This window comes from Kitasatospora sp. NPDC048194 (genome assembly GCF_043202455.1).
In the GTDB taxonomy this organism is placed as follows: domain Bacteria; phylum Actinomycetota; class Actinomycetes; order Streptomycetales; family Streptomycetaceae; genus Kitasatospora.
In genome coordinates this window covers 81,944-104,468 of the sequence record NZ_JBIDAK010000016.1, presented here as the reverse complement: position 1 = coordinate 104,468, position 22,525 = coordinate 81,944, and the positions used below count along the sequence as shown (strand labels likewise).

25 protein-coding genes and 1 pseudogene are annotated in these 22,525 nt (G+C 77.1%); 20 read left to right on the top strand and 6 right to left on the bottom strand.

Features of this window, described 5'->3' with window-relative positions; all coding sequences use genetic code 11:
* Nucleotides 1-32: 32 nt before the first annotated feature.
* Together ACGF07_RS20705 and ACGF07_RS20700 are read right to left on the bottom strand one after the other, a co-directional pair.
* Entirely contained in the window at nucleotides 33-593 is a 561-nt protein-coding gene (locus tag ACGF07_RS20705) for a hemerythrin domain-containing protein (RefSeq protein ID WP_392900860.1), read from the bottom strand.
* Between the two features lie 148 nt (nucleotides 594-741).
* Nucleotides 742-1,251, bottom strand: coding sequence for a hemerythrin domain-containing protein (locus ACGF07_RS20700; protein WP_392900857.1), 510 nt, complete (start codon nucleotides 1,249-1,251; stop codon nucleotides 742-744).
* Between the two features lie 238 nt (nucleotides 1,252-1,489).
* Between ACGF07_RS20700 and ACGF07_RS20695 the strand changes: the two genes are divergently transcribed.
* The 15 genes and pseudogenes from ACGF07_RS20695 (at nucleotide 1,490) to ACGF07_RS20625 (ending at nucleotide 16,115) form a co-directional block, all read left to right on the top strand.
* Nucleotides 1,490-1,939 (top strand): DUF6098 family protein, encoded by a 450-nt coding sequence (locus ACGF07_RS20695; RefSeq protein WP_392900854.1) that lies wholly within the window; start codon nucleotides 1,490-1,492, stop codon nucleotides 1,937-1,939.
* 69 nt (nucleotides 1,940-2,008) lie between these two features.
* Complete coding sequence (locus ACGF07_RS20690; RefSeq protein ID WP_392900851.1) at nucleotides 2,009-2,647, top strand: HAD-IIIA family hydrolase; 639 nt, start codon at nucleotides 2,009-2,011, stop codon at nucleotides 2,645-2,647.
* Nucleotides 2,648-2,928: 281 nt separating this feature from the next.
* Nucleotides 2,929-3,123, top strand: a complete 195-nt coding sequence (locus ACGF07_RS20685) for a DUF2795 domain-containing protein (protein ID WP_392900848.1) — start codon at nucleotides 2,929-2,931, stop codon at nucleotides 3,121-3,123.
* A 108-nt stretch (nucleotides 3,124-3,231) separates the two neighbouring features.
* Complete coding sequence (locus ACGF07_RS20680; protein WP_350744040.1) at nucleotides 3,232-4,200, top strand: UDP-glucuronic acid decarboxylase family protein; 969 nt, start codon at nucleotides 3,232-3,234, stop codon at nucleotides 4,198-4,200.
* Between the two features lie 28 nt (nucleotides 4,201-4,228).
* Nucleotides 4,229-5,887 carry a carbamoyltransferase C-terminal domain-containing protein gene (locus ACGF07_RS20675; protein ID WP_350744041.1) on the top strand — a complete coding sequence of 553 codons (1,659 nt, stop codon included), beginning with the start codon at nucleotides 4,229-4,231 and terminating at the stop codon, nucleotides 5,885-5,887.
* The gene (locus tag ACGF07_RS20670) at nucleotides 5,884-6,921 is read left to right on the top strand and encodes a glycosyltransferase family 2 protein (RefSeq protein WP_392900844.1); all 1,038 of its coding nucleotides are present in this window, start codon (nucleotides 5,884-5,886) and stop codon (nucleotides 6,919-6,921) included. The genes ACGF07_RS20675 and ACGF07_RS20670 overlap by 4 nt, the downstream gene beginning before the upstream one ends.
* A gap of 120 nt (nucleotides 6,922-7,041) precedes the next feature.
* Nucleotides 7,042-7,674, top strand: coding sequence for a D-glycero-alpha-D-manno-heptose-1,7-bisphosphate 7-phosphatase (locus ACGF07_RS20665; RefSeq protein WP_392900841.1), 633 nt, complete (start codon nucleotides 7,042-7,044; stop codon nucleotides 7,672-7,674).
* On the top strand, nucleotides 7,671-8,711 hold the full coding sequence (locus ACGF07_RS20660) for a glycosyltransferase family 9 protein (protein WP_350744044.1): 1,041 nt from the start codon (nucleotides 7,671-7,673) through the stop codon (nucleotides 8,709-8,711). The genes ACGF07_RS20665 and ACGF07_RS20660 overlap by 4 nt, the downstream gene beginning before the upstream one ends.
* The gene (locus tag ACGF07_RS20655) at nucleotides 8,708-9,673 is read left to right on the top strand and encodes a glycosyltransferase (RefSeq protein ID WP_392900838.1); all 966 of its coding nucleotides are present in this window, start codon (nucleotides 8,708-8,710) and stop codon (nucleotides 9,671-9,673) included. The genes ACGF07_RS20660 and ACGF07_RS20655 overlap by 4 nt, the downstream gene beginning before the upstream one ends.
* The gene (locus ACGF07_RS20650; RefSeq protein ID WP_392900836.1) at nucleotides 9,670-10,926 is read left to right on the top strand and encodes a glycosyltransferase; all 1,257 of its coding nucleotides are present in this window, start codon (nucleotides 9,670-9,672) and stop codon (nucleotides 10,924-10,926) included. The genes ACGF07_RS20655 and ACGF07_RS20650 overlap by 4 nt, the downstream gene beginning before the upstream one ends.
* 119 nt (nucleotides 10,927-11,045) lie before the next feature.
* Entirely contained in the window at nucleotides 11,046-11,789 is a 744-nt protein-coding gene (locus ACGF07_RS20645) for an SIS domain-containing protein (RefSeq protein WP_392900971.1), read from the top strand.
* Nucleotides 11,786-13,198 carry a D-glycero-beta-D-manno-heptose 1-phosphate adenylyltransferase gene (gene rfaE2 / locus ACGF07_RS20640; RefSeq protein WP_392900833.1) on the top strand — a complete coding sequence of 471 codons (1,413 nt, stop codon included), beginning with the start codon at nucleotides 11,786-11,788 and terminating at the stop codon, nucleotides 13,196-13,198. Before ACGF07_RS20645 ends, rfaE2 begins: the two co-directional genes overlap by 4 nt.
* Nucleotides 13,199-13,224: 26 nt before the next feature.
* A complete protein-coding gene (locus ACGF07_RS20635; protein ID WP_392900830.1) occupies nucleotides 13,225-14,223 on the top strand; it encodes a glycosyltransferase family 9 protein in 999 nt (332 codons plus the stop codon).
* Nucleotides 14,220-14,648: pseudogene (locus ACGF07_RS20630) on the top strand (glycosyltransferase family 2 protein); the annotation flags it as partial. The gene ACGF07_RS20635 and the pseudogene ACGF07_RS20630, both read left to right, overlap by 4 nt.
* 501 nt (nucleotides 14,649-15,149) lie before the next feature.
* Nucleotides 15,150-16,115 carry a glycosyltransferase family 2 protein gene (locus tag ACGF07_RS20625; protein WP_392900969.1) on the top strand — a complete coding sequence of 322 codons (966 nt, stop codon included), beginning with the start codon at nucleotides 15,150-15,152 and terminating at the stop codon, nucleotides 16,113-16,115.
* A 42-nt stretch (nucleotides 16,116-16,157) separates the two neighbouring features.
* Here the strand turns inward: ACGF07_RS20625 and ACGF07_RS20620 are convergent, their stop codons facing one another.
* A complete protein-coding gene (locus ACGF07_RS20620; RefSeq protein ID WP_350744049.1) occupies nucleotides 16,158-16,724 on the bottom strand; it encodes a type 1 glutamine amidotransferase domain-containing protein in 567 nt (188 codons plus the stop codon).
* Between the two features lie 421 nt (nucleotides 16,725-17,145).
* Between ACGF07_RS20620 and ACGF07_RS20615 the strand changes: the two genes are divergently transcribed.
* Together ACGF07_RS20615 and ACGF07_RS20610 are read left to right on the top strand one after the other, a co-directional pair.
* The gene (locus tag ACGF07_RS20615) at nucleotides 17,146-18,102 is read left to right on the top strand and encodes an NmrA/HSCARG family protein (RefSeq protein WP_392900827.1); all 957 of its coding nucleotides are present in this window, start codon (nucleotides 17,146-17,148) and stop codon (nucleotides 18,100-18,102) included.
* Between the two features lie 95 nt (nucleotides 18,103-18,197).
* Nucleotides 18,198-18,617 carry a CBS domain-containing protein gene (locus tag ACGF07_RS20610; protein ID WP_392900825.1) on the top strand — a complete coding sequence of 140 codons (420 nt, stop codon included), beginning with the start codon at nucleotides 18,198-18,200 and terminating at the stop codon, nucleotides 18,615-18,617.
* Nucleotides 18,618-18,757: 140 nt separating this feature from the next.
* On the opposite strand, the gene ACGF07_RS20605 is transcribed toward ACGF07_RS20610, so the two are convergent.
* Nucleotides 18,758-19,201: a hypothetical protein gene (locus ACGF07_RS20605; protein WP_392900822.1), complete on the bottom strand. Its 444-nt coding sequence runs from the start codon at nucleotides 19,199-19,201 to the stop codon at nucleotides 18,758-18,760.
* Between the two features lie 115 nt (nucleotides 19,202-19,316).
* Between ACGF07_RS20605 and ACGF07_RS20600 the strand changes: the two genes are divergently transcribed.
* The gene (locus tag ACGF07_RS20600; RefSeq protein WP_392900819.1) at nucleotides 19,317-20,192 is read left to right on the top strand and encodes a hypothetical protein; all 876 of its coding nucleotides are present in this window, start codon (nucleotides 19,317-19,319) and stop codon (nucleotides 20,190-20,192) included.
* Nucleotides 20,193-20,266: 74 nt separating this feature from the next.
* Here the strand turns inward: ACGF07_RS20600 and ACGF07_RS20595 are convergent, their stop codons facing one another.
* Nucleotides 20,267-20,725, bottom strand: a complete 459-nt coding sequence (locus ACGF07_RS20595) for an SRPBCC family protein (protein ID WP_350744054.1) — start codon at nucleotides 20,723-20,725, stop codon at nucleotides 20,267-20,269.
* Between the two features lie 128 nt (nucleotides 20,726-20,853).
* Here ACGF07_RS20595 and ACGF07_RS20590 point away from each other — a divergent pair, with 128 nt between their 5' ends.
* The gene (locus ACGF07_RS20590) at nucleotides 20,854-21,108 is read left to right on the top strand and encodes a hypothetical protein (RefSeq protein WP_392900816.1); all 255 of its coding nucleotides are present in this window, start codon (nucleotides 20,854-20,856) and stop codon (nucleotides 21,106-21,108) included.
* Between the two features lie 158 nt (nucleotides 21,109-21,266).
* On the opposite strand, the gene ACGF07_RS20585 is transcribed toward ACGF07_RS20590, so the two are convergent.
* The gene (locus ACGF07_RS20585) at nucleotides 21,267-21,491 is read right to left on the bottom strand and encodes a DUF6480 family protein (protein WP_350744056.1); all 225 of its coding nucleotides are present in this window, start codon (nucleotides 21,489-21,491) and stop codon (nucleotides 21,267-21,269) included.
* 130 nt (nucleotides 21,492-21,621) lie between these two features.
* Between ACGF07_RS20585 and ACGF07_RS20580 the strand changes: the two genes are divergently transcribed.
* Nucleotides 21,622-22,509 carry a Rieske (2Fe-2S) protein gene (locus ACGF07_RS20580; RefSeq protein ID WP_350744057.1) on the top strand — a complete coding sequence of 296 codons (888 nt, stop codon included), beginning with the start codon at nucleotides 21,622-21,624 and terminating at the stop codon, nucleotides 22,507-22,509.
* Nucleotides 22,510-22,525: the final 16 nt, after the last annotated feature.

Sequence of the window (22,525 nt, the reverse complement as noted above, 5' to 3'; positions counted from 1 at the left end):
GCGGGCCCGGTCGCCCGGGCCCGCCCGCTGGGTCAGGACCTGCCGCGGCCGGTGACGAAGTCCCGGGCCCGGTCCACGAGTCCCGCGCCGGGGGCGAGCAGCTTGTTGGCCGGCGGGGTGTCCGGGGCCGAGGGGTGCGGCCGGGTGGGGGCCAGCTTCTTCGCCGCCCGGATCTTGTCGCCGAGGTCGTCCAGCGCCTCGGGGGAGCAGGCCTTGGCGAGCGCGGGGAAGAGGTTCTGCTCCTCGTCGGCGATGTGCTCCCTGACCTCGGACACCACCTTGTCGACGAGGGGGTCGAACCGGCTGTCGGTGGCCTCCATGCCCTCCAGTTCCTTGAGCAGCCGCTCGACGGTCGCGTGGTCGGAGATCTCCTTGTCGGCGAGCGGGCCGCCGCCGGGCACGTGCTCGCGCACGGCGGGGTAGAGGTACTCCTCCTCGGCCACCGAGTGCCGCACCAGCTCGATCGTGAACTCGTCCACGATCTCGCGGCGCCGTTCGTCGCCCGGCGGCAGCGCCTGGACCTTGTCGAACAGCTCCTCGACCTCGCGGTGATCGGTCGTCAGCTCCGCGATGACGTTCCCGCCGTGTCCCATGCTTCCGGTCCCTTCCGTGTCCCCGCCGTCCGTTCGCCGCGGCGGGCTGCCGCTCGGCTGCCCGGACCGGCCGCGATGAAACCCGGCTTCACACGGGTGGCGGCGCGCCGGGCGTCCGGCGGGCCCGGTGGGTGGTGGACGGCGGGGGTCAGCCCTCCAGCGCGTCGGCGATGCGGTGCAGGACGCCGCCGGACACCGGGTGACGGGGCGCGGTCTCGCGCACGGCCTGCATCCGCTCGCCCATCTCCCGCAGTTCCTTGCGGCCGAGCACGGCCCGCACCCTGGGGAACCACTCGGCCTCCTCCTGCTCGATGTGCCGTTCGACGGCGTCGATCAGGACGGCCGTCTTGGCGTCGTAGCCGTCGTCCCCGGGGGACATCCGGCTCAGCTCCTCGCAGAGCAGGTCGGCCACGTGGTGCTCCTGTTCGGCCCGGTCCATCTCCCGGGCGAGGTCGGGCACCTCCTGGCGGATCCGGGGGTAGACCAGTTCGTCCTCGAGGTAGGTGTGGACGGTCAGCGACTCGATGATCCGCTGGACCGTCCTGTGCCGTGCCCCGTCGTCGCCGCCCCCGCCCTCGGCCAGGCCCCGGTACTCCCGGAACAGGCGGCGGACGTCCTTGTGGTCCTCCCGCAGCAGGACGATGGCATCGTTCGACATGGCTCGTCTCCTCGTCGACGGCCCCCGCCGGTGCGGCGTGTCCCCGGGCGGACCCGGGCCAAACGCGGGCGGATCCGGGCCCGACACGCGCGGACCCCGGCCAGGCGCGGGCGGACCCCGGCCATCCGCGGGCCGCGGCCGGCGGGATTGCCGCCCCGGATTCCGGGCAGCCGCCCGGATACGTCCCGGCTCCGGAACGACCACCGGGACGGCCAATGTCCACGAGGCTGGGCGAGCGATGCACGAGCCAACCGGCCCTGAGACCGGCACCGACCGGATGGGCCTGATCGACGACCTCTCCCTGCTGACCTGGCTCGCGACCGGGGACCTCGACGTCTACCTGCGGTACTCCGAGGGGCCCGTCCAGGACGGTGCCGGCAGCAGGGACTACGAGGCGGACGTCCCGCTGCCGGGGCTGTCCGTGACCCCGCTGCGGCCGGAGCCCTGGTGGCCCCGCCCGGCCGCCGACTGGGTCGCCCGCCGGGTGATGAAGTACGCCGATCTGGCGGAGAGTTCCCCGCGACGCCGGCCCTGGGTGCTGACCGGCCGGGTGGTCGGGACGGGGCCCGACCACGAGCCGCTGCTCGCCGACCCCCAGCCGCTCGCCTGGGTCGGCCGCCGGGCACTCGACCAGGCGGTGCGCCGCTACCGGGAGCGTTTCACCCCCGGCCGGGACTCCACCGACTGACAGCCGGCGGCGGGCGGCGCCGCCCGCGACGGCCGTTTGACTTCCCGGGCGATGGCAACCCGCAGGGGTATGACCTCCCGAGGAGAGACCGCCGCCACCGCCCCGCCCGCCGCCCCGGTGCCCGCCGACCGGCCGGAACCGTGGCTGTTCGTCCGCCCCGGCACGCCCCCGGTGGACGGCCCGGCGGGCGCCGTGCTGTTCGGACGCGACGGCACACTCCTCCAGAACGTCGCCTACAACGGCGATCCGGCGATGGTCCACCCGATGGCCGGCATCCGGGCCGCCCTGACGGCGCTGCGCGCAGCCGGCTTCGCCGTCGGCGTCCTGAGCAACCAGCCGGGCGTCTCCCGCGGGCTGCTCGGACGCGGGGAGGTCGTGGCCGTGCAGGCGCGGGCCGAGGCGCTGCTGGGCCCGATCGACGTGTGGGCGGTGTGTCCGCACGCGGCGCACGACGGCTGCGCCTGCCGGATGCCCGCCGGAGCCCTGGTCACCGCCGCGTGCCGGGCGCTGCGGCTGCCGCCCTCACGGGTCACGGTGATCGGCTGCGAGGACACCGTGATCGCCGCCGCGCTCGCGGTCGGCGCGCACGCCATCAGGGTCCCGGAGGCCGGACGGCCGCTGGACGACCCCGGCGCGCCCTGCACGCTGACGGCCTGTCGGAGGGCCGGCGGCCCGGAGGCCGCGGCGGACCTGCTCCTGCGGCGCTGACCCGCACCGGCCGCACACCCCGCCCCGCGCCGCGATGAGCACCGCCCCCGACATCGGCCCCGCCTCCGACATCGGCCCCGCCTGTGCGGCCGGGCCCGCCTCCGCGACCGGGCCGCAGCGGGACGCAGCAGGCCCGCCGGACCGGCCCACGGGATCGGCCGGTCACCGCCCCGCCGCGCCCCGCGCCCGGAGCGCCGACATTCGGCCCGCGGCGCGCGCATGGCCGGGCGGGCCTCGGGTACCCGCCCGGGCTCCGCGACCTTCTCCGAGGGAGACGCCTGATGAGCTCGTTCAGCCCCATTGACGTCCAGAAGGCCCTGCGGGGCGTCAACTACCCGGCCGACCGCGACGACCTCGCCGAGGCCGCGCGCTCCAACGGAGCCGACGACGCCCTGGTGCAGCGCATCTCCGGGCTCGACCAGAAGAACTTCGACGGCCCGAACGAGGTCAGCAAGGCCCTCTTCAAGGACGGCTGACCCCCTCCGTGGCCGGCGCCCGGGGCGGTCCGGCCACGCCTCCCCCGCCCCCCTCTGCCCCGTCGGCCCGGCGGGCCCCGCCACCGGGCCGGCGCCGAAGGAACGGCCATGACGAGTCCCGAGTCCCGTACCGGCGGCACCCGCGCGCCCCGGGCCGTCGTCACCGGAGGAGCCGGCTTCGTCGGCTCCCACCTGTGCACGGCGCTGCTCGACCGCGGCTACCGGGTGCTCTGCGTGGACGACTTCTGCACCGGATCGCCCGAGAACGTCGCCCACCTCATCGGCGGCGACGGGTTCGAGCTGTGCCGGGCCGACGTGTCCGAGCCGTTCGATCCGCCCGGTCCGGTCGACCTGGTCTGCCACCTGGCCTCGCCCGCGTCCCCGCTGGACTACCTCCGGTTGCCGGTGCACACGCTGGAGACCGGCAGCCTCGGCACCCGCAACGCGCTCGCCCTCGCCCGCCGGCACGGCGCCCGCTTCCTGCTCACCTCGACCTCCGAGGTCTACGGGGACCCGCTGCAGCACCCCCAGACGGAACGCTACTGGGGCAACGTCAACCCGGTCGGTCCGCGCAGCGTCTACGACGAGGCGAAGCGGTTCTCGGAGGCCATGACCACCGCCGAGGCCACCGCCAACGGCGTGGACACCGCGATCGTGCGGCTCTTCAACACCTACGGCGCCCGGATGCGGGCCTTCGACGGCCGGGCGGTGCCGACCTTCATCCGCCAGGCGCTGGCCGGCGAGCCGCTGACGGTGACCGGCGACGGCCGGCAGACCCGGTCGCTGACCTACGTGGACGACACGGTGGCCGGCCTGCTCGCCATGATCGCCTCCGATCTGTCCGGGCCGGTGAACATCGGCAACGACACCGAGCTCACCATGCGCGAACTCGCCATGCTGATCATCGAGTTGACCGGCTCCACGTCCGAGCTCCGGTTCATCGAACGGCCGGTCGACGACCCGGCCGTCCGCCGACCGGACATCACCCTCGCCCGCGACAAGCTCCAGTGGTCGCCGCGCACGCCCGTGCGCGAGGGCCTGGCCCGCACCATCGCCTGGTTCCGGCACCACGACTGACCGGTTCCGACCAAGAGGAGTCCGACACATGCGCGTCCTCGGCATCAACGCCCTCTTCCACGACCCGGCCGCCGCCCTCGTGGTGGACGGCCGCACGGTGGCCGCCGCGGAGGAGGAACGGTTCTCCCGGCGCAAGCACGGCAAGCGGCCGGTCCCCTTCTCCGCCTGGGAGCTGCCCCAGCAGGCCGCCCGCTGGTGCCTGGCCGAGGCCGGGCTGCGCCCGGCCGACCTCGACCTGGTCGGCTACTCCTACGACCCCTCGCTGGCCCGCCCGGCGCGCGAACTCGGCCTCGACGACCCGTGGGACCACCTGCGCCAGCAGTACGCCCGCCTCGCGCCGACCTTCCTCGCGGACGCCCTGCCCGGCCTGGACCCGTCCGTCGTGCGCTTCGTCCCGCACCACCTGGCCCACGCCGCCTCCGCGGCGCTGGCCGTCGACGGCGCGGGGGACCCGTGCTCGGTGCTGGTGCTCGACGGCCGCGGCGAGTCCGCCTCCCACCTGGCCGCCCGCCGCACCGGGCGGCAGATCGAACCGCTCGCGGCCCAGCGGCTGCCGCACTCGCTCGGCCTGCTGTACGAGGAACTCACCGCCCACCTCGGCTTCCAGCGCTCCAGCGACGAGTACAAGGTGATGGCGCTCGCCTCCTACGGCTCTCCGCGGATGCTGCCCGACCTGCGCCGGCTGGTCCACTCCACCGGCGACGGCGGCTTCCACGCGGACCGGGTGGTGTGGGAGCGCTTCGCACCCGCGCTGGCCCCCGGGCACAGTTGGACGCGCGACCACGCCGACCTCGCCTGCTCGGCCCAGCGGCTGCTGGAGGAGGTCCTGCTGGACCTGGTCCGCTGGCTGCACGGCCGCACCGGCGACCGGCTGCTCACCATGGCCGGCGGCGTGGCGCTGAACTGCGTCGCCAACTCCCGGATCGCCCGGGAGGGCCCGTTCGACCGGGTCTGGGTGCAGCCCGCCGCGGGGGACGCCGGCACCGCCCTCGGCGCCGCCCTCCACCTCGCCGCCAGTGGCGGGGAGCACACCGCCGCCATGCCCGGCGCCGCACTCGGCCGGGGCTGGTCCGACGAGGAACTGGAGGCCTGGCTGCGGCGGGCGGCCGTCCCGTACGAGCGGCCGCCGGACATCGCCCGCACCGTCGCCGAGACGCTGGCGGCGGACGGCATCGTCGCCTGGTTCCAGGGCCGTTCGGAGTACGGCCCGCGGGCCCTCGGCCACCGCTCGCTGCTGGCCCACCCGGGGCGGGCGGAGAACCTGGAGCGGCTCAACGATGTCAAGGGCCGCGAGCAGTTCCGCCCGGTCGCCCCGATGGTGCTCGCCGAGCGCGCCGGGAAGATCTTCGACGGCCCGCTGCCCAGCCCGTACATGCTGTTCGTGCACGAGGTCCGGCCCCAGTGGCGGGACCGCATCCCGGCGGTCGTGCACGTCGACGGCACCGCGCGGATCCAGAGCGTGGACCCGGAGGACGAGCCGCTGGTCGCCCGGATGCTCACCGCCTTCGAGGAGGCCACCGGGCTGCCGGTGGTCGTGAACACCAGCCTGAACACCGCCGGACGGCCCATGGTCGACGACCCGCGCGACGCCCTGGAGTGCTTCGGCTCCGCCCCCGTCGACCTGCTGGCGCTCGGCCCGTTCGCCGTCCGCCGCGGCCGGATGTTCACGGCGGGTGAGCGGCCGTGACCGCCCCGTACGCCGTGGTCGTGCCCACCATCGGCCGACCGGAACTCAACGCCTGCCTGGCCGCACTCGCAGCGTGCCGGGGCCCCGCGCCCCGGCACGTCGTCGTCGTGGACGACCGCCCGCTGTCCGACTGCACCCCGCTGGACCTCACGGTGCCCGCCGCGCTGCGCGACCGGCTGACCGTCCTGCCCGGGTGCGGCAACGGGCCCGCGGCGGCCCGCAACACCGGCTGGCGGGCGGTCCGCGAGCCCTGGGTGGTGTTCCTGGACGACGACACCGTGCCGGGCCGCTCCTGGGCGGCCGAGCTGGCCGCCGACCTCGACTCGGCCGCCCCCGGCGTCGCCGCCGTCCAGGGCCGGATCGTCGTCCCGCTGCCCGGCGGGCGGCGCCCCACCGACTGGGAGCGCACCACGGCCGGCCTGGCCGACGCCCGCTGGATCACCGCCGACCTCGCCTGCCGCCGGGCCGCGCTGGTGGCCGTCGGCGGCTTCGACGAGCGGTTCCGGCGGGCGTTCCGGGAGGACGCCGACCTCGCCCTGCGGCTGATCGGGGCCGGCTGGGAGCTCACCCGGGGGCACCGCAGCACGGCGCACCCCGTCCGGGCCGCCGATCCCTGGGTGTCCCTGCGCGCCCAGGCGGGCAACGCCGACGACGCGCTGATGGTCCGCCTCCACGGCCGGGACTGGTGGGAGCGCGCGGGCGCCGGACGGGGCCGGCTGCGCCGCCACGCGGCGGTCACGGCCGCGGGCCTGGCCGCGGTCGTGCTGCCGCTGTTCGGGGCCAGGCGGGCCGCCGGGGCGGCGGCCTGCGCCTGGCTGGTGGGCACCGCCGAGTTCGCCCTCGCCCGGATCCTGCCGGGCCCGCGGACGGCCGCCGAGATCCGCGCGATGCTCCGGACCAGCGCGCTGATCCCGCCAGCCGCCGTCCGGCACCGACTGCTGGGCACGCTGCGTCACCGGAATGCGCCGCCCTGGTCGGCCGCGACGGCGCCCGTCCGGCCCGCCGGCGCCCCGGCCGCCGAGCTCCAGGGCTGACCGCTGACCGCCGACCGGGCCGGGTCCGCGCCCCGCCGCGCTGCTCACGGCCCGTCACCGGAACCGGGAGAGCCGCCGGCCCGACGTTTGGTTCCGGCGGCCCCGGACACCCGCCCGGGCATGTCGAACCTCTCCCGTGAACGCGGCTCCTCCGCACGACCGGCTCCGTGGCTGTTCCGGCCCGGACCGGACCGGCGCACGCCGGCCGCCGTGCGGACGCCCGCCGCGGTGCTCTTCGACCGGGACGGCACCCTGGTGGAGGACGTGCCGTACAACGGCGATCCGTCGCTCGTCCGGCCGATGCCCGGGGCCGCCCGGGCGCTCGACCGGCTGCGGGCCCGCGGCGTGGCGCTCGGCGTGGTCAGCAACCAGTCCGGGGTGGCCCGGGGCCTGCTGACCCGTCAGGCGGTGGCCCTGGTCCGCGAGCGGATCGAGCAGCTGCTCGGGCCGTTCGACGTGTGGGCGGTCTGCCCGCACGGACCGGACGACGGCTGCGACTGCCGCAAGCCCGCTCCGGGGCTGGTGTTCGCCGCCTGCGCGGCGCTCGGCGTCCCCCCGCACCGGGCCGTCGTCATCGGCGACATCGGCGCCGACGTCGCGGCGGCCCGCGCCGCCGGGGCCCGGTCGGTGCTCGTCCCGACGGCGGCCACCCTCGCCCCCGAGGTCGCCGGTGCCGGGCGCACCGCCCCCGACCTGCCCTCGGCCGTCGACCTGGTGCTCTCCGAGGCGGACGGCCCCGGGGGGCACCGGTGAGCACCCTGGTGGTCCGGCTCGACAGCCTCGGTGACGTCCTGCTCGCAGGACCGGCCGTGCGGGCCGCGGCCACCGGCCCCGACCCGGTGGTCATGCTGTGCGGTCCGCAGGGCGCGCCCGCGGCCCGGCTGCTGCCGGGCGTCGACGAGGTGCTGGTGTGGGACGCCCCCTGGGTGAGCGTCCCGGCTCCTCCCGTGCGCAGGGCGGACGTCCTACGGACCGTCACCGCGATCGCCCGTCACCGCCCGTCCCGCGCCCTGGTCCTGACCTCCTTCCACCAGAGCCCGCTGCCCACCGCGCTCGTGCTGCGCCTGGCCGGCGTGCCCTGGATCGCCGCGGACAGCACGGACTACCCCGGCTCGCTGCTGGACCTGCGGCACCGCCGGGCGCCCGGGCGGCACGAGGCCGAGGCCGCGCTCGACCTGGCCGAGGCGGCGGGCTTCCGCCTCCCGACCGGGGACGACGGCGCCCTGCGGACCCTCCCGCCGCCCGACACCCGCCCGCTGACCGGCCCCGAGCCGTACGTGGTGGTCCACCCGGGCTCGGCCGCCCCGGCCCGGGCCCCGGGCACCGCGCTCGCGGCCGAGGCCGTCGAGGCGCTGGCGGAGTCCGGCCGGCGGGTCGTGGTGACCGGCCACCCCGGCGAGCGGGCCCTGACCGCCGCGGTGAGCGGGCGCCACGGCACCGACCTCGGCGGGGCCACCGACCTTCCCGGGCTGGCCGGGGTACTGGCCGGGGCGGACGCCGTGGTGGCGGGCAACACCGGCCCGGCGCACCTGGCGGCCGCCGTGGGCACCCCCGTGGTCTCGCTGTTCGCCCCGGTGGTGCCCGCCTGGCGCTGGCGCCCGTACGGGGTGCCCTGCGTGCTGCTGGGCCGCCAGGACGCGCCGTGCGCCGACACCCGGGCCCGGGTCTGCCCCGTCCCCGGACATCCCTGCCTGTCCGGCCTGACCGGCTCGGACATCGCGGCGGCCGTCGAGCGGCTGCTCGCCGAGTCGCCCCGCGCCCACCCCGACCTCCGGGCGGTGATCCCGTGAACATCCTGCTCTGGCACGTGCACGGCTCCTGGACCACCGCGTTCGTCCAGGGCCCGCACACCTACCTGATCCCGGTCCTGCCCGACCGCGGGCCGGACGGCCGGGGCCGCGCCCTGACCTACGACTGGCCCGGGAGCGTGCAGGAACTCAGCCCCCGCCGACTCCGGGACACCCCGGTGGACCTAGTGGTCCTCCAGCGCCCGCACGAGGAGGACCTCGTCCGGCGCTGGCTGGGCCGGCGCCCGGGCCGGGACGTCCCGGCCGTCTACCTGGAGCACAACGCCCCACCGGGGCCGGTGCCCGACGCCCGGCACCCGATGGCCGACCGCACCGATCTGACGCTGGTGCACGTGACCCACTTCAACCGGCTCTTCTGGGACAACGGGCGCACGCCCACCACCGTCATCGAGCACGGCATCGTCGATCCGGGCCACCGCTACACCGGCGAGCTCCCGCGCGCCGCCGTGGTCGTCAACGAGCCGGTGCGGCGCGGACGGACCACCGGTACCGACCTGCTGCCCGAACTGGCCGGCGCCGCGCCGCTGGACGTCTTCGGCATGCGGACCGAAGGCCTGGCCGAGCACCTGGGCCTGCCTCCCGCCCGGTGCCGCACCGCCGACCTGCCGCAGGCCCGTCTGCACGACGAGCTGGCCCGCCGCCGGCTCTACCTGCACCCGGTCCGCTGGACCTCGCTGGGCCTGTCCCTGCTGGAGGCGATGCACCTCGGCCTGCCCGTGGTGGCCCTCGCCACCACGGAGGCCGTCGCGGCGGTCCCGGAGGGCGCGGGGGTGATCTCCACCCGGCCCGAGGAACTCGCCCGGGCCGCGCGGCACTACGTCGCCGAGCCCGAGGCCGCGGCCCGGGACGGCGCCCTCGCCCGGCGGGCCGCGCTGCGGCGCTACGGACTCCACCGGTTCCTCACCGACTGGGACCGACTGATCGAGGAGGTGACGGGCTCATGAGAAGCCTGCGGATCTCACTGGTCTCCGAGCACGCCAGTCCACTGGCGGTACTCGGCGGCGTCGACGCGGGCGGCCAGAACGTCCACGTCGCCGCGCTCGCCGCCGGCCTCGCCAGGCGCGGCCACCGCGTCACGGTGCACACCCGCCGGGACGATCCGGACCTGGACCCGCTGGTGCCCTTCGGGCCGGGTGTCGTGGTGCACCACGTCCCGGCCGGGCCGCCCCGTCCCCTGCCCAAGGACCAGCTGCTGCCGTACATGCCGGCGTTCGGCGACCGGCTCGGCGAGCACTGGGGCGCCGAGCGCCCCGATGTCGTCCACTCGCACTTCTGGATGTCCGGCCTGGCCTCCCTGCTCGGCGCCTCGGTGTGCGACGGGAGCGCCGGCGCGGGCCCGCCGGTGGTGCACACCTACCACGCGCTCGGCACCGTCAAGCGCCGCCACCAGGGCGCCGCCGACACCAGCCCGCCCGGCCGGATCGCCATCGAGACGGCCGTCGGCCTCGGCGCCGCCCGGATCGTGGCGACCTGCCGCGACGAGGTGGGCGAACTCCAGGCGATGGGCGTCGACCCGGAACGGTCCCGGATCGTGCCCTGCGGGGTCGACACCCGCCGCTTCAGCCCGGACGGGCCGGTCGCCGAGCGCTCCGGACGCCCACGGCTGCTCCAGATCGGCCGCCTCGTCCCGCGCAAGGGCGCCGACACCGCGATCCGCGCCCTGGCCGCGCTGCCGGGCGCCGAACTCCTGCTCGCCGGCGGCCCGCCGGCCTGGGAGCTCCCGCACGACCCGGAGGCCGGACGGCTGCGCGACCTGGCCCGGGCGCTCGGGCTCGGCGAGCGGGTGCGGCTGCTCGGCGGGGTCGCCCCGAGCGACATGCCCGCGCTCATCCGCAGCGCCGACCTCGTCCTCTGCCCGGCCCGGTACGAGCCCTTCGGCATCGTCCCGCTGGAGGCCATGGCCTGCGGGGTCCCGGTGGTGGCGACCGCCGTGGGCGGGCAGCTCGACACCGTCCTCGACCACCGCACCGGGCGCCTCGTCGCGCCGGACCGGCCCGCCGAGCTCGCCGAGGCCTGCGCCCACCTGCTCGCCCGGCCCGGCCTGCGGGCCGCCTACGGGCGGGCCGGCCGGAAGCGGGCCCTGGACCACTTCGGGTGGGACCGGATCGCCGCCGCGACCGAGCTGGTCTACCGGGAACTCCTGGACCGGTCCAGGTCCGAACGGTCCGTCCACCCCGTGGAAGGAGCACTCCGATGAACCCCCTGAACGGCCGTGACCGTCTGGACGACCCGCTCGGCGACCGGCTGGGCGGCCCGCCGACCGACCCCGTGGACGGCTCCTCGAAGGACCCCGACCGGCTGAACGGCAGCGAGCCGATGAACGGCGCCGCCCCGCACGCCGGCGGGCCCGCCCCCGCCCCGGCCGACGTCGCCGCGGACCGCGCCCGCGCCGCCCGGCACTGCCTGTCGCTGGAGAACGCCCTGGCGCGGCTGCGCTCCGACGGGCTCGCCGCGCTCACCCGCTGGGGCCGGGACCTCGCCGAGCTGCTGCCCCGCGGCGGGCGGCTCCTGGTCGCCGGGAACGGCGGCAGCGCCGCCCAGGCCCAGCACCTGTCCGCCGAACTCGTCGGCCGCTACTGCGAGGAGCGCCCGCCGTTCTCGGCCATCGCCCTGCACGCCGACACCTCCAGCCTGACCGCGATCGGCAACGACTACGGCTTCGCCGACGTGTACGCCCGCCAGGTCACCGCCCACGGCCGGCCCGGCGACGTGCTGATGCTGATGTCGACCTCCGGCCGCAGCCCGAACGTGCTCGCCGCCGCCGAGGCCGCCCACGCCGCCGGCCTGCGCGTCCTCGCGCTCACCGGGCCGCCGCCCAACCCGCTGGCCGACCTGGCCGACGACTTCCTGGCCGTCCGCTCGACCCGCACCGCCACCGTCCAGGAGGTCCACCTCGTCGCGCTGCACCTGGTCTGCGAGGCCTTCGACGCCGCCCTCGCGCGCCCGGACGGCTCCGCCCGGACGGACGGCGTGCGGCGGTTCCCGGCCTCGGCTGCGGCTGCGGCCACTGCTGCTGCCTCGGCCGCGACCTCGGCGTCCGTCGGAAGGAGGACGGCATGAACGGGCCGCTGGTCGTGGTGGGCGACGCCCTCCTGGACCGGGACATCGACGGCGACGCAGGACGGCTGACGCCCGACGCCCCCGCGCCGGTGGTCGACGTGACCGCCGAGCACGCCCGGCCCGGCGGAGCGGGGCTCGCCGCCCGCCTCGCCGACCGGGCCGGAGCGGAGGTGCTGCTGGTCACCGCGCTCGGCGAGAGCGCCGCCGCCGAGACCGTCCGCGCCGCGCTCGCGCCGGAGATCGGCCTCGCCGAACTCCCCCTGGACGGCGAACTGCCGGTGAAGACGCGGGTCCGGGCCGGCGGACGCCCGCTGGTCCGGTTCGACCGCGGCGGCGGCACGCCCGGCACGGCCGGCCCGCACGTGCGCCGGGCGATCCGGGAGGCCGGCGCGGTGCTGGTCGCCGACTACGGCAACGGCACCGCCCGGGCCCTGCGCCCCCTGCTCGCCGAGGCGGCCCGCCGGGTACCGGTCGTCTGGGACCCGCACCCGCGCGGCGGCCCGCCCGTGCGCGGCGTCCGGCTCGCCACCCCCAACGGCGCCGAGGCCCGCCGGATCATCCACCGGGCCGACCCGCCCGGCCCCGCGGGGGCGCTCGCCGGAGACCTCCTGCGCGCCTCCCTGCTGGCCCGGCGCTGGCAGGCGGCCGCCGTCGCGGTGACCCTCGGTGCCCGCGGCGCGGTGCTCAGCCGGGGCACCGAGAACCCGCTGGTGCTGCCCTCGCCGTTCACCGCGCACGGCGACCCGTGCGGCGCCGGGGACTGCTTCGCCGCCGTGGCCGCCGCCGCCCTCGCCGCGGGGGCGCTGCCCGAGGAGGCCGCCGGACGGGCGGTGCTCGCCGCCGCCGACTTCGTCGCCCGGGGCGGCGCGAGCGACCCGGCGCTGTGGTCCGACGCGCCGGCGCCGGAGCCGGGGCCCCACCGGGACGCCCGGGCCCTCGCCGAGGCCGTCCGTGCCCGCGGCGGCACGGTGGTGGCGACCGGCGGCTGCTTCGACCTGCTGCACACCGGACACGTCTCGCTCCTGGAGGCGGCCCGCCGCCTCGGCGACTGCCTGATCGTCTGCCTGAACTCCGACGCCTCCGTGCGGCGGCTCAAGGGGCGCGGACGCCCCATCAACCCCGCCGCCGACCGGGCCCGGGTGCTCGCCGGGCTGAGCTGCGTGGACGCCGTCGTGGTCTTCGACGAGGACGGCCCGCAGGAACTGCTGGCCGGGCTGCGGCCGCACGTGTGGGTCAAGGGCGGCGACTACACCGTCGGCACCCTCCCCGAGGCGGCGGTGCTGCGCGACTGGGGCGGCCAGGCGGTCGTCCTGCCGTACGTCGCGGGCCACTCCACGACCGCCCTGGCGGGCCGCGCGGCCCGGGCCGCCGCCGTCGTCGCGGACGGCGCCGTGGGAGCCGAGCCGTGACCGGTCGGCCCGGCGGGGACGGGGCCGTGACCAGCGGCCCCAGCGTCCTGGTGCTGCGTGCCCTGGGCCTCGGTGATCTGCTCACCGCCGTTCCCGCGCTGCGGGCGCTGCGGCGGCACCTGCCCGGCCACCGCATGGTCCTGGCCGCACCCGCCGCCCTAGCCGACGCGGTCAGCGCGATCGGTGTGGTGGACGAACTGCTGCCCGCCGGCGGACCGGACCGGGCCGTCCCGGCCGTCCTCGACTGGTCCGGCCCGCCGCCCGACCTCGCCGTCGACCTGCACGGCAACGGCCCGCCCAGCCTGCGGGTGCTCACCGAGCTGCGGCCGGCCCGGCTGATCGCCTTCCACCACCCGAGCCGCCCCGGTGTCGCGGGCCCGGCCTGGCGGTCGGACGACGGCGAGCGCGCACGGTGGTGCCGGCTGCTGCGCTGGTACGGCATCCCCGCCGATCCGGACGACCTGCGAGTGCCGGCGCCGGACCGGCCCAGTCCGGCGCCCGGGGCCGTCGTCCTGCACCCCGGCGCGGACCACGGTTCGCGCCGCTGGCCGCCCGAACGCTTCGCGGCGGTCGCCCGGGCGCTGCGCGCCCGGGGGCAGCCGGTGGCGCTGACCGCCGGCCCCGCGGAGCTGCCCCTGGCCCGGGCCGTCGCCGAACTGGCCGGGCTGTCGCCGTCCGCCGTCCTGGGCGGCCGGCTGTCCTTCCCCGACCTGGCGGCCGTGCTCGCCGGCGCCCGGGCCGTCGTCTCGGGGGACACCGGCCCCGCGCACCTGGCCACCGCCCTCGGCACCCCGTCCGTCACCCTGTTCGGCCCGCTCTCGCCCGCGCTGTGGGGGCCGCCGGACTCGCGGGCGCACCGCGCGCTCTGGCACCCGGGCCCGGCCGACGGGCTGCGCCCGGGCGACCCGCACGCGGACCGGCCGGACGTGCGGCTGCTGCGGATCACCCCGAGCGAGGTCCTGGACGCCCTGGCCGCGCTGCCGCACCGATCCTCGGTCCGCCACTCCCCCGGAGCACCGCCGTGACCGCTCCCGATCTCGGCGTCGTCGTGATCACCCGCAACCGCCGGGCGCGGCTGCTCGCCAACCTGGACCAGCTCACGGCGCTGCCCGAGCACCCGCCCGTGCTGGTGGTCGACAACGGCTCCGACGACGGCACCGCACGCGCGGTGCGCGAGCGCCACCCCGGCGTCCGGGTCATCGCCCTGCGCCGCAACCTCGGCGCGGCCGCCCGCACCGTCGGAGCCGCCGCCCTGTCCACCCGGTACGTCGCGTTCAGCGACGACGACTCCTGGTGGGAGCCCGGCGCCCTCGCCACCGCCGCCCGCCTGCTCGACCGGCACCCCCGGCTGGCCCTGCTCACCGGAGCCACCCTGGTCGGCCCGGCCGGTCGACCGGACCCGATCAACGCGGACCTGGTCGCCGGACCGCTCGGCACCGAGCCCGACCTGCCCGGCCCGTCCGTCCTCGGCTTCCTGGCCTGCGCGGCCGTGGTGCGCCGCGAGGCGTTCCTGTCCGTCGGCGGCTTCGACCGGCTGCTGCACTTCGGCGGTGAGGAGGAGCTGCTGGCGCTCGACCTCGCGGCCGACGGCTGGGGCCTGGCGTACTGCCCCGAGGTGGTCGCCCGCCACCACCCCGCGCCGGACGGCCGCTCGGGGCGGGAGGCCCGCCAGCTGCGCAACACCCTGCTCACCGACTGGCTGCGGCGCTCCCGGCCGGTGGCGCTCGGACACACCGCCGCACTGCTGCGCGCCGCCCCGCGCTCGCCGGTGGCCCGCCACGCCCTGGCCTCCGCCCTGCCCCGGCTGCCCGCCGCCCTGCTGCGCCGCCGGGCGGTGCCGCAGCGGGTGGAACGGGCAGCCCGGCACCTGGACCGGCTGCCCGTGCCGGAGCGTCCCGTACCGGCCCCTCCCGTTCCTCCCGTTCCGAACCCTCCCCTGCCGAGCGCTCCCGTGCCGAGCCCCGCGCCGCAGGGCACGGCTGCGCCCGATCCCTCGCGGCCCGCCGGGGAGCAGCCGGTCACCGTCGTCGTCATCACCCACAACCGCCGCCGTGAACTCCTGCACACCCTCGACCGGTTGGCGGAGCTGCCCGAGCACCCGCCGGTCCTGGTGGTGGACAACGGCTCCACCGACGGCACCGCACGGGCGGTGCGCGACCACCCCGGCGGCGCCCGGCTGCTGTCCGCCGGGCGCAACGCGGGCGCCTGCGCCCGCAACCTGGCCGCCCGGGAGGTCGGTACCCGCTACCTCGCCTTCTGCGACGACGACACCTGGTGGGAGCCGGGCTCCCTGGCGGGGGCGGTCCGGCTGCTGGACGCCCACCCGCCGGTCGCGGCGGTCACCGCGCGGATCGTGGTGCACGACCGCGACCGCCCGGACCAGCCGCCCCGGGAGGACCCGATCGTCGCCGAGCTGCGCAACTCCCCGTTGCCCCGGCCGGATTGGCTCCCCGGCCCGGCGCTCGGCTCCTTCCTCGCCGGAGCCACCGTGCTGCGCACCGACCTGTTCCGCACGGCCGGCGGCTTCTCCCCGCGGCTGTGGCTCGGCGGCGAGGAGGAGCTGCTCGCCGCCGACCTCGCGGCCGCGGGCCACTGGCTGCTGTACGCCGAGGACCTGACGGTCCATCACCGCCCCTCGCCGGCGCGGGACGCGACGCTGCGCCGGCGGCACGGGATCCGCAACACCCTCTGGTTCACCTGGCTCCGGCGGCCGCTGTGGCGCGCGGCGCGCCGCACCCTCTTCCTGGCCCGTTCGGTGCCGCGGGACGCGGTGTCCGTCCGGGCCTTCGCGGAGGCCGCGGCCGGAACGCCGTGGGTGCTCCGCGAACGGCGGGCCGTACCGCCCCGGGTGGAGCGGGCGCTGCGGACCCTCGAGGGCCCGCAGCGCACCTCCCGGGCCCGGCGCTACGTCGGCTGACCACGTCCTCGCCGCGGCCGTCGGCGGCGCCGGCGGCCCGGGTCAGCCGACGGCGCCGGCCCGGGCCCGCAGGGCGGAGTCGATCCCCTTCAGGAACTGTTCCAGGTCCCCGGGGTTGCGGGAGGTGATCAGCCGCCACTCGTTCGCGTCGTCGGTGACCAGGGGTTCGTCCGCCCAGGTCGCGCCGGCGTTGGCGAGGTCGGTGCGCAGCGAGGGGTACGAGGTGAGCCGCTTGCCGTAGACGACGCCCGCCTCGGCCAGCAGCCAGGGTCCGTGGCAGATGGCGGCGACGGGCCGGCCGGAGTTGGTGAAGGCGAGCACCAGGGCCACGGCCTCCTGGCGCAGCCGGAGGGTGTCCGCGTTGATCGTGCCGCCGGGGATGAGCAGCAGGTCGTACTCGGCGGGGTCGACCTCGCCGAGGGTGTGGGTCGGGCGCACGGTCTCGCCCGGGTCCTTGTCCCCGACCAGGGTCTGGATGTCGTCCCGGTCGGGGGCCGCGATGTCGACCTGGACGCCGTCGTCGCGCAGGTGCCTCAGGGGGACGAGGAGTTCGTCCTGTTCGACGCCGTAGTTCGTCACGATCGCGAGGACCTTGGTGTGGTGGGTCATCTCTGCTCCTGGTCATCCGTTGTCATCGGTGGGTGCCTGGCGGGGGCGCCGGCCGGGCACCGGTGTCCGCGCCCCGGAGGTCGGCGGGTACCCGGCCCGCCCGGGGGCATGCCGGATTGGCCGGATCCGATCCGGGTAGCCGCGCCGTACCGGCGGGCCGAGGGTGCCCGCCCCGAACCACCGGAGACCGTGGTGAGCATCAGACGAAGGTCCTGGGCCGTGACGATGCACGCGAGGGCCGGGCACCGGCAATCCGCGCCGGACGGTCCCGACCGCCACTCCGTGGCGAACGGCGGCGGCCCGTCGCGGCCCCGTCCGTCGGTCGCCGAGGCCCCGACCGCGGGCCGCCGGGCCGAGAACGAGCCGGACGACCGGCCGGAGCCCCCGGCGGCGGACGCGGCAGCACCGTGAGGACCGACCCATGACAGAACCCCGAACCGTGACGGTGGTCGGCGCGACCGGCCGCCAGGGCGGCGCCCTCGCGGCCGCGATCCTCGGCGAACCCGCCGGTGACTTCGCGGTGCGCGCCGTCACCCGGCACCCGGAGTCGCCCGCCGCGCGGGCGCTGGAGCGGGCGGGCGCCGAGGTCGTTCAGGCCGACCTGGACGATCCCGAGAGCCTGGCCCGGGCGTTCGAGGGCGCGTACGGCGCGTACCTGGTGACGAACTTCTGGGAGCACATGTCCGCCGAACGCGAGAAGGCCCAGGCCGAGGCCCTCGCCCGGGCTGCCGGGCACGCCGGTGTGCGGCACGCGGTCTGGTCGACGCTGGAGGACACCCGGGCGTGCATCCCGGTCGACGACGACCGGATGCCCACCCTCCAGGGCCGCTACAAGGTGCCGCACTTCGACGCCAAGGCGGAGGCCGACCAGTACTTCGCCGATGCCGGGGTGCCGACCACCTACCTGCGTCCGACGTTCTACTGGGAGAACCTGCTCGGCCCGTTCGCCCCCCGGCGCGGCGAGGACGGCGCCCTGCAGCTGGCGCTCCCGATGGGCACGAGCCGGCTGGCCGGCATCGCCGTCCAGGACATCGGGCGCACCGCGCTGGCGATCCTGCGGCGGGGCTCCGACCTGATCGGCGCCACCGTGAGCATCGCGGGCGAGGCGCTGACGCTCATCGAGATGGCGGTGGCCATGTCGAAGGTCCTCGGCGAGCAGGTGACGTACCGGCCGGTGACCCCGGACGCGTTCCGGGCCGGGGACTTCCCGGGGGCGACGGAGGCCGGCAACATGTTCCAGTACTACGCGGAGTGCGAGCGGACGTTCCTCGCCCCGCGCGACCCGGGCGCCGCCCGGTTGCTCGATCCGCAGCTCCAGGACTTCGCCGACTGGCTGACCGCCCACCGCACGGAACTGCGTGCGGCCGTGGACGGGTGAGCCCGTCCGCCGGGTCCCGTCACCGTGCGTTTCCGGGCGCGCCCACCGGGCAGGCGCGCCCCCCAGAGGGGACCCGACGAGCGCGTGGAGGAGACATGACCCAGAAGATCAGGGACGTCATGACCGCCGGTCCGGTGACCGTCCCCCGGCTGTGCTCGGTCCGGGACGCGGCCCGGTTCATGCGGGACAGCGCCATCGGCGACGTCCTGGTGGCGGACGGCAACGAGCTGTACGGGCTGCTGACCGACCGCGACCTGGTGGTCCGGGTGCTCGCCGACGGCAAGGACCCGGACAGCACGAACGCCGGTGACGTCTGCAGTGCCGAGTTGGTCACCGTCGCTCCCGGCGACGACGTCCGGCAGGCCGTCGACCTGATGCGGCAGCACGGGTTGCGCCGCCTTCCCGTGGTGGAGGACGGCCGGGCGGTGGGCGTGGTCTCGCTCGGCGACCTCGCGCTGGACCGCGACCCGGAGTCCGCACTCGCGGACATCAGCGTGGCGGATCCCAACACCTGAGCCGCAACACCTGAGCCGCACCGAGCCGATCGCGCGTCGGCCCCGGACCACCGGGTCCGGGGCCGTGCCGTGTCGTCCTTCCCGGCCGCCGTCCCTCCCGCCGCCGTTCCTCCCGTCGGCTGCCGTCGTCCCTCGCCGCCTCAGTCGCCCTCGTTCTCGTCCCCGTCGGCGCCCGCCGGCCCGCCGTAGCGCGCCTGCCACTCGCGGGCCCGGGCGTTGTGCCACTCCACGCCCTGCTCCGCCTGGTGCTCGGACAGGCCGCTCAGCCGGGCGACCACGCTCAGCGGCACGGGCTGGTCGCAGTCGGCGAGCGCCCGGCAGACCTTTCCGGCCCACTGTTCCTCGGGGACGAAGGGGCGCTGCCGGTAGTGCTCGACCAGGACGGCCAGGTGGTCCACGGAACAGGCGGTGAGCACCCGTTTGCCGTCGAGGTCCGAGTCGGTGGGGTGCAGCGCCGAGGAGTCCGGCACCAGGGCGCCGAGCAGCTCGGCCGCGGCGACGACCCGTCCGCACTCGTCGCACAGGTCGAACGCGTCGGTGTCGTCGGCGGGCGGGCCGTCCGGCGGTGGTCCGGTGTCCTCCATGCCCGCGCGCCTACCCCGGGCGGGCGGGGCCAACCCGGGCGGTGTGAGCGGCATCCGGCGGGTAGGCGCAGGGGCGGCCCCGGAGGACGGGGCCGCCCACGGCAGGGAGGAAGCCATGAACGGATCGCCGAAGGAACGGCCGCTGCACGACATGGGCGGCGCGATCGGTCCCGCGGACACGGGCGGGGCACGGTCCGCCGAGGAGGAGGAGCAGGGCCCCGAGCGCCGGCCGTCGCCGATCGGCAAGGGCGGGACGCCGAACGTCGCCGGGAGCGGGGAGCAGCAGCCGGAGATCGCCGAGGGGCCGGGGCCCGGCGTCCAGCCCGGCGAGGAGTACGGCGGGCCGCCGCGCCGGGAGCCGGTCGCCGTCGACCCGCCGGCCGGAGCGAGCCGCGCCACCGGTGACGCGTCCTCCGAGCCGGTCCCGGACCCCTCCGATCCGGTGCCGGAGCCGGAACGGGGGCACCACGACCCCGCGGCGGAGCCGGAGGACGAGGGCATCCCCGACCTCCAGGACGGCTCGCCCGCGCGGGAGTGGTCGGAGGACCCCCAGGTCGAGGCCGTGCCCGGGGACACCCCGGTGGCCGCGGAGTCGTTCGGCACCACCGGCGCCGAACAGGCCGAGGGCGAGTCGCTGGACGCCCGCCTGGCCCAGGAGGAGCCGGAGACGGACGAACGGACGGCCGTGGCGGGCGTGCCCGAGGACGCCGCCGGGCGGCTGGACCTCCCGGATCCGCACGGTGATCTGCGCGGTGAGGCCACCGGGGACACGGCGGGCCTGTCGGCCGAGGAGGAGGCGGTGCGGATCCGCTCGGACGGCGGGGAATCCGGCGCCGGGCTGGAGGAGCCGGAGGACCTGCGGGACATCCCGGGCATCGAGGCGCCGGAGTCCGTCGAGGGCAGGACCGGCGGCGCGGGCGCCGCAGGCGGGAGCGCCGGGGACGGCACGGACGGCGAGGACGCCGAGGGCGACCGGCCGCCGCGGCGCTGAAGCGCCCCGCGGCATGCGCGAGCGGCTCCGGTCCACCGAAGGACCGGAGCCGCTCGCGGCGCGCCGGGTGGGGATCAGCCGGGGGTGATCCGGCCCCGCCAGCCGCCCTCCTCCCGGCCGCGCTGCTCCATGAACTCCTTGAAGCGCCTCAGGTCGCCCTTCACCCGCCGGTCGACCATGCCCATGGCGTCGGCGGCCTTCTCGGCCATGCCCTCGGGCCGGAAGTCGATGGCCATGTTGACGCGGGTGTGCTGGTCGTCCAGGCGCTCGAAGGTGACGACGCCCTTCTGGTTCACGTCGCCGTCCGTGGTGCGCCAGGCGATCCGCTCGTCGGGCAGCTGGTCGACGATCTCGGTGTCGAACTCGCGGCTGACGCCGCCGATGCTGGTCCGCCAGTGGTTGTGACGGTCGTCCAGCTGAGTCACCGAGTCGACGCCCTCCATGAACCGCGGGAACTCCTCGAACAGCGTCCACTGGTTGTAGGCGGCGTGCAGCGGGACGTCGACCTCGACGGACTCCTTCACCATGCTCATCCGGGCCTCCTCGGGAGCTGCGGCCGGGTCGTTCCCGGCCGACCGCGCGTGTGCCCCGTCCACCCCGGCGTAACCATCCCACCGGGTCCGGTCCGGTGGCCGCCCGCCGTGTCCCGGGTTTGCATGAGATGACCCAGCCCCGAGACCCGGAGGTCGCCGTGTACGAGATGTGGGCCGAGCACGACCTGGCAGTGACGCCGCCCGGACTGGTGTGGCACGTGGTGGCGAAGGACGACGCCACCGCGTCGCTGTGCGGGCGGGTCCTGGAACCCTCGCAGCGAGTGGTCCCGACGGACGACGGCAACGGCCCGCCGCTGCCGGACCGGTACTGCGACCCGTGTCTGGTCACCGTCAGGGAGACGCTCGCCGAGGCCGGCAGGTGACGGCCCGGCCGCCCCGGGCCGAGTGGGCCGGACGGACCGGACGGGCGGGGCGGACGGGATGCACCGACCGGTGGTCGGGCTGCCGGCCGGACCGCCGGCCTGGCCATGGCTCCGGCCACGAGCCGAGCCATGGGCCGAGCCATGGGTCGGGCCGTGGGTCAGGCCAGCATCACGATCATCGCGACCAGCATCGCGGACACCAGCACCGCCAGCAGCACGATCAGGACGGCGGGCCAGGCCCCCCAGGCCCGCCGCACTTCCACCGGCTCCGGATGGGAGATGCCGGAGATTCCCCCCTCGGCCGGCGGGGTGTCGCCGCCGGGCAGGGCGCCGTGTTCGTCCAGCGCCGGAGTGCGGTCGGGATCGGGATCTGGAGTGGCCATGATGTCATCCCAGGTGGTAGCGGCTGCGACACCCGGCGGCTGCCCGTGGTGGGCGGGCGGAAACGCTCCCGTCCCCGGGGAATCCCGGGCCGCGGGTTTGGCCGGACGGCGTTCGGCTAGCCGCCCCGGTATGGACGCCTCTTCTCTGCAATCCCACCCGTGGTCCCGGCGGCTGCGCCGCGCCCTGGACGCGCCGGCGCACTGGGAGTTCCTGGACTCCCCGGCCGGGCCGCTCGCCAACGCGGCCGAGTCCCTTCCGCTCGGGCCCTACCGGGACGCCCTGCACGGGGTCTGGCTGGGCCATCCCCTCCACCCGGCGCTGGTCCAACTGCCCCTCGGCTGCTGGACGTCGGCGGCGCTGCTGGACTTCTCCCCGGGCGGCCGCCGGTCGGCCGGCGTCCTGGTGGCGGCGGGCCTGTCCGCGGCCGTCCCGGCCGCCCTCGCGGGCTGGGTGGACTGGGCCCGGCTCGACCCGCCGCGGCGGCGCACCGGGCTGGTCCACGCACTCGCCAACACGACCGGCTTGCTGCTGTACGGCGGCTCGCTGCTGGCCCGCTGCCGCGGCCACCGCGCCCGGGGCCGGCTGCTCGGCCTGGCCGGGCTGACCGCCGTCTCGGTCGGCGGGGTGCTCGGCGGCCACCTGTCCTACCGGCAGGCCGCCGGACCCGACCGGACCGCCGCCGTGCCCCGGCTGGCGCCGGCGGACTGGGTCGCGCTCGGCCCGGTCGAGGAGTTCCCCGAGGGCGAGCCCGTCCGCCGCAGCGCCGGTGAACTCGCCGTGGTGGTCGTGCGCGACGGGGACGAGTTCCACGTCCTCGCGGACCGCTGCGCCCACCTGTCCGGGCCGCTGTCGGAGGGCACCGTCGTCGACGGCTGCCTGCGCTGCCCCTGGCACGGCAGCGAGTTCCGGCTGCGCGACGGCCAGGTCGCCAACGGCCCCGCCACGGCGCCCCAGCCGGTGCTGGAGACCAGGGTGCTCTCCGGGCACCTGGAGGCGCGGCTGGCAGGAGCCGGCTGACCGTCCGTCACCAGGA